4 protein-coding genes are annotated in these 4,989 nt (G+C 59.9%); 1 reads left to right on the top strand and 3 read right to left on the bottom strand.

Annotated features, from left to right (window positions below):
- Positions 1 to 175: 175 nt before the first annotated feature.
- Complete coding sequence (locus tag GSQ95_RS25605) at positions 176 to 400, top strand: hypothetical protein (RefSeq protein WP_158897093.1); 225 nt, start codon at positions 176 to 178, stop codon at positions 398 to 400.
- Between the two features lie 332 nt (positions 401 to 732).
- Here the strand turns inward: GSQ95_RS25605 and GSQ95_RS25610 are convergent, their stop codons facing one another.
- The 3 genes from GSQ95_RS25610 to GSQ95_RS25620 form a co-directional block, all read right to left on the bottom strand.
- Entirely contained in the window at positions 733 to 1,188 is a 456-nt protein-coding gene (locus tag GSQ95_RS25610; RefSeq protein ID WP_256664722.1) for a VOC family protein, read from the bottom strand.
- A 159-nt stretch (positions 1,189 to 1,347) separates the two neighbouring features.
- Positions 1,348 to 2,091, bottom strand: a complete 744-nt coding sequence (locus GSQ95_RS25615) for an SDR family NAD(P)-dependent oxidoreductase (protein ID WP_218580233.1) — start codon at positions 2,089 to 2,091, stop codon at positions 1,348 to 1,350.
- 216 nt (positions 2,092 to 2,307) lie between these two features.
- Positions 2,308 to 4,170: an NAD(P)/FAD-dependent oxidoreductase gene (locus GSQ95_RS25620; RefSeq protein ID WP_158897092.1), complete on the bottom strand. Its 1,863-nt coding sequence runs from the start codon at positions 4,168 to 4,170 to the stop codon at positions 2,308 to 2,310.
- Positions 4,171 to 4,989: the final 819 nt, after the last annotated feature.

The following is a 4,989-nucleotide window of genomic DNA, read 5'->3' on the forward strand; positions in this document are numbered from 1 at the left end:
CATCGTTGCCGAAGTCTCCTATGACGACGTCGCCGAAGAGCTGCTGAGCAGCGATCTTTTCTGCGACAACGCCTGGTTTCTGTTCGAGATGAACGCCACCAGCGCTGACGGCGTCCAGGCCTGACTGATCACACCCTATAGGCGCCCTCGGGCGCCTTTGTCTTTTGGAGGCCCCATGGGTACCGAAACCTCACCAGCTCACAGCAAGTTCGATCTTGACGACGCCGGCCACAACTACCCATTGCAGGTCCTGCAGTCCCGCCGCGGTTTCTACCTCGGCACGCTGGACGATGAGGGCCTGCCCTTTAGCCGCGAGTCGAACGAATACTTCCGCAGCCACAAGGCTGCTGAACAAGCACTCAACTCAGGGAAGTGGACTCGGCATTCGCTGAGCATCTGACGACCTGAAACCACCGCCAACGCTAGACACCTGTCCACTCCGGTAGCCGTGGCTACCATGGCCGTGGCGAAGACCGCGGATCAATAGCCCAAACGGTTCGATAGCACGTGGCGTGACGTAACTAGCCGCTGACGTTCGCCGACGTCGGTAGTGGTACCTCTCGCACTGTTGTTGTAACACGGAACCTGCAACTGGTCTGGCGCCAAGCCGTGACGGCGCTGGATCGCTATATAGAAGCTGTTTGCGCTGGGAACGGCTTCGTACTGACGAACTTGATGGGCGACCTGTGCAGCCGGCCATCGTGGATGCCAATCATAGAAAAATAGCCGATCTCACGGCCTGGCTTCGTCTTCACTGATGGTTGACGTCCATAGCTCGGGGCACTGGATCAGCTCCAGCAGGTTTCCCGAGTTGTCGCGGATGAATGCCATGGATGTACCTTGCACCACCTTTTCGAAGACGACGTCGGCGCCCTTTTCGCGTAACCCTGCCATCGTCCCCGGTACGTCCAGTACGGCGAGAAACAGGTGCTTGTTGCCGTGGGTTCGAACGTCCTGATTGGGGTCGCGACGCTCAGCCGGTAATGGCGCGGCGCCCGCAACCTGGAATAACTCCAGACGGAAATCTCCGCGGCGAATGAAGGCTACCTCCGCCGGTATGATGTCAATGAACGCACGCATCTCCAGCTCGAATCCGAGCATCCGCTGGTACCAGCCGATGGCAGCATCGATCTCCGGTACGCTGATACCGACATGATGGGGGCGTATCTCGGGCAGAGTCAGATTCATCCCTTCGCTCTCTTCGTTAGATTTCAATGAAAGACGCCATTCATTGCCTTGACAGCATCCTCGGTAAGGGGCGGTTGGCAGGCAATTGCCATTTCCGCATCAGTCACTTCCTAGGGCTCGGTGAGGTGTCGCGAGGACGCACGGCGTGTCTCGGCGGGATCAGAACACCGTGCCGCCATCGGCGTTGAGCACCTGGCCAGTGATGAAGCCGGCTTCTTCCGAGATGATGAACGCTAGTAACCCGCAGAGATCTTCCGGCACGCCATTGCGCTTGATCAGTTGCTGATCGCGTACTGCATCGAACAGTGCTGGCGGCAGGCTCCTCTCCGACGCCGCGGTACGCGTCAAGCCCGGTGAAATCGCATTGACCGTGATGCCCTGTGGGCCAAGCTCAGCGGCAAGCGCGCGGACTAGGCCGACGCCAGCCATCTTGGTAGTGATGTAGGCCGCGAAGTTGGGCATCGGGTTGCCCACAGTGCTGGAGGCGATCTGCACTATTCGTCCGAAGCCACGGCGGGCCATGTCCGGGGCGAAGCTCTGGGACAGTAATAAGGAGGCCTCGACGTTCACCGCCTCGAATCGGCGGAAGACTTCCAGCGTCAATTCGGCAAAAGGTACCAGCGGCATGAAGGCGGCATTGTTGACCAGGATGTCGCAGCGCCCGAAGCGTTTCAGCACCTGGACGGCGAAGGTGCGCAAGGCATCGGCATCGGCCAGGTCAAAGGCTTCGGCGTACACCTCTGTGCCAAGCTCGCGGACAGCTGAAACGGTTTCCTCCGGCAAGCTTAGATCGGCAAGCGCCAGCTGGCATCCCTGGCGCGCCAGCCTACAGGCGAAGTGGTGGCCCAAGGCGCCGCCGGCTCCTGTGAGAACCGCGACGCGGCCGTGGTGAGTACCCTGCACGATGCATCTCCTCAAAGTTGTTCTTGTTATTGAGGCGCTTCTTAGGCCGCCTGGATCACTGGAAATAACATTAGCGTCTGAAGAATCATTGGAGAAATCGTTTGTTCATATCCGAGGTATCCAAGATATGGATGCCGGAATCATCACTCGCCCAGCGAAAAGGCCCGCCCACGGGCCTTTGTCGAAGGCCGCTGGGTAAATCCCAGCCCGGATTGCTCAGGGCTGCTTGGCCTTGCGGAACGGCAGGCTGGCCAGAAACGCCATGTCCTTGACGCTCAACATCTTCAAGCCGGCCCGCGTGGCGGCGCCGTCCAACCGTGCCTCCATGGGGAGGGTGCCGAAGCTCTTGCCCTTGATCACCAATTCGTCGCCTACCCGGCGGATCGACTCGACGTGCATCAGTTCTTCATCCGCCGGCCCGCGCAGCACCATGCCATCGCAAGCGGCGGGGCTCTGCCTGACCGGCGGTGGCAAGTCTTCACGCACATCGGAGGAAACCGCGTCGAAGTCCATTCCCAGATGCTCGAACATCTTGATCGCGGTGGCGCGGCCGGCACCATAGACGCCACCGCCCGGATGCTGAAACGGGCCAGCAAGGAACAAACGGTCGACGCCAGGCACGGTGAACTGGCCGAGATCCGGCGTGGGGCGATGCCCTGCGCTCTGATAAAAATAGGGCGCCACACCATGCAGGTCGCCGCGCATCATGCTGTTGGGGCTGGAACGCTCCAGGTCGACCGGGCTGACGATACTACGGGCGATGATGTTGTCGCTGGTCAAGTTGCTGACAAACTTGCGGTAGTGCTCCAGCGAGAGATCGCCGATCTGCTCCTTGAACTCGTCCCAGTGACGGTCCCTCCAGCGGGGGTCGTTGACCTTGTAAGGTGCGAAGGTGATGCCATGGAACATGCCCGCCCCGGTGGGAACGCGGGTCTTGTCGCCAAGGCTCTCGTCACCGCCGGCACATAGGCGGCGCTGGCTGATATAACCGCGCTTGAGCTCATCGAAGTCGGCTAGCATCTCGTCCAAGGAGTCGGTAGCCATGAACTCCAGCATGGTGGCATAGCCCACCTCTTCTCCCGCGTAGTACTGGCAGTTCTTCTTGAGGTCGTAGTGGCTGACCATAATCGAGAACGGCGCCAAGGCCGCGCGCTCCGCCCGCGCTAGCACCGGTTCCGGCACTCCCTCTACGAACTTGCGTACGACATGGGGGTGGATGGCGCCGATTACCGCGTCACGGGCCTGGATGGTCTCGCCGCTATTGAGACGTACGCCGGTGGCGCGTCCACCGCTGGTGAGGATCTGCGCCACCTCCGCGTTGCATCGCACCTCACCGCCGTGGAACTCAATGCAGCGCACCAGCGCCTCGGTCAACTTGCCGCTGCCACCTATGGGTTGCGAAACGCCATAGGTATGAATGATCCCCGGCATTAGCAGCACGCCCATCCCCGTGCCTAGCTCGTTGGGCGCCTGCAGGTTCTCGCTGACCAGACGCAGGAGGTGGATCTTGATCTTGTCGCTCTCGTAGAGCTGATTAACCAGGTCCAAGCAATCGCGACTCATATAGTCCAGCATCAAGCGGCCTTCATCGCTCCGATCGAGCATCGCTACCAGCTCGCCCAGGGGCGGCGGCGGTGCGTACAGGCCGGGCATGAACATCTGCAGGATTTTCTGGCTCACCTTGACGAATTCGCGGTAGGTCTCGGCGTCCTTCGGCGAAATCCTGGCAAAGCCCTCGCAGGTCTTGTCGACGTCCTTATAGGTGAATAGGACCGACTGGTCCGGAAATATGGTCGCGTGTGGCACCGGCGAGTAGTGGTACTTTAGTCCGTGCTGGCTGAGCAGTCCCAATTCATCCTGGCGCAACAGCGGATTGCCCTGGATCATGATATGCACGCTGGAGTGCTCGTCGTGCCAATAGCCAGGAGTATTCAGCTGGCGCGTGCTGACGCCGCCACCGGGATAGCCCTTGCGCTCCAGTACCAAAATCTTCTTACCCGCCTTGGCCAGGTAAGCCGCAGCAACCAGGCCATTGTGGCCGGCGCCCATGGCAACGATGTCGTAGGGGGTGTTACTCATTTTCAACTCCGCGCTGGATAGGGAGAGCGATCTCTTGCGACCGCTACCGCCCCCGCTTGGGGGCAGGACTTCAGGTGCTCAACGAAGGTGCCATCGCTTCAGGAGGGAGGGGCCTTGCTGGCAGGTCGTCACGATCTTGGGCCATTCCTTGGCGTCATTCGGCAGGGTGATGCCCCTAGAGTCGAACATGGCAAGGTTGGCCTTGCCTCGCGAGCAACCCTTCAAGGACACGGTGCGGCCCATAATGGCGTCCCGGCGGTACATCGGGCGACACGCGCCGTAGGACGAGCGCCACACGCAATATCTAAAGCGCGATGCCGAGCCGGCGAGCACGTCGGCTTCATGCTCGAAACGAACCGGCGCGTGAGCGACTGTGGTAGAAAGAAGGCAGCGGATAGGTTGCCAGAAGCGGCCGGCAGTAATTTGCAGCGGGTAAAGTAATGTTCGAACATACCTAGGGAGAGGTAGCGCATGGTCAGCTCCGCTATTTGTTTTTGTTCAGTACACCCCGCCTGTCGGCCTGGCGGTTCCCAGCTAATTCCTAGGGGCCGGATACTCGCTACATTACGTATTTTCGGGCCATCCGGGAAATTCTCAATTTATATATAAAGCATAACTGCGGTGGATGGTGTGAAGCCTGATATCCCAGCATGAAATGACACCAGCTTCGACGTTCAGCCGACACCCGAAGTCCTCACCGTCGCCTCGATTCCAAGCTGCTGGTTATGCACAGCGAACATTGCCAACCCCGCGCAAGCAAGCATTCTAGGGCTTGTCTGAAAAGTCGTGTTTGCTAGCCTGTTCCTGTGATGGCAATGG

It is taken from the genome of Pseudomonas sp. BAV 4579 (assembly GCF_009765395.1).
Taxonomy (GTDB): Bacteria; Pseudomonadota; Gammaproteobacteria; order Pseudomonadales; family Pseudomonadaceae; genus Chryseomonas; species Chryseomonas aestiva.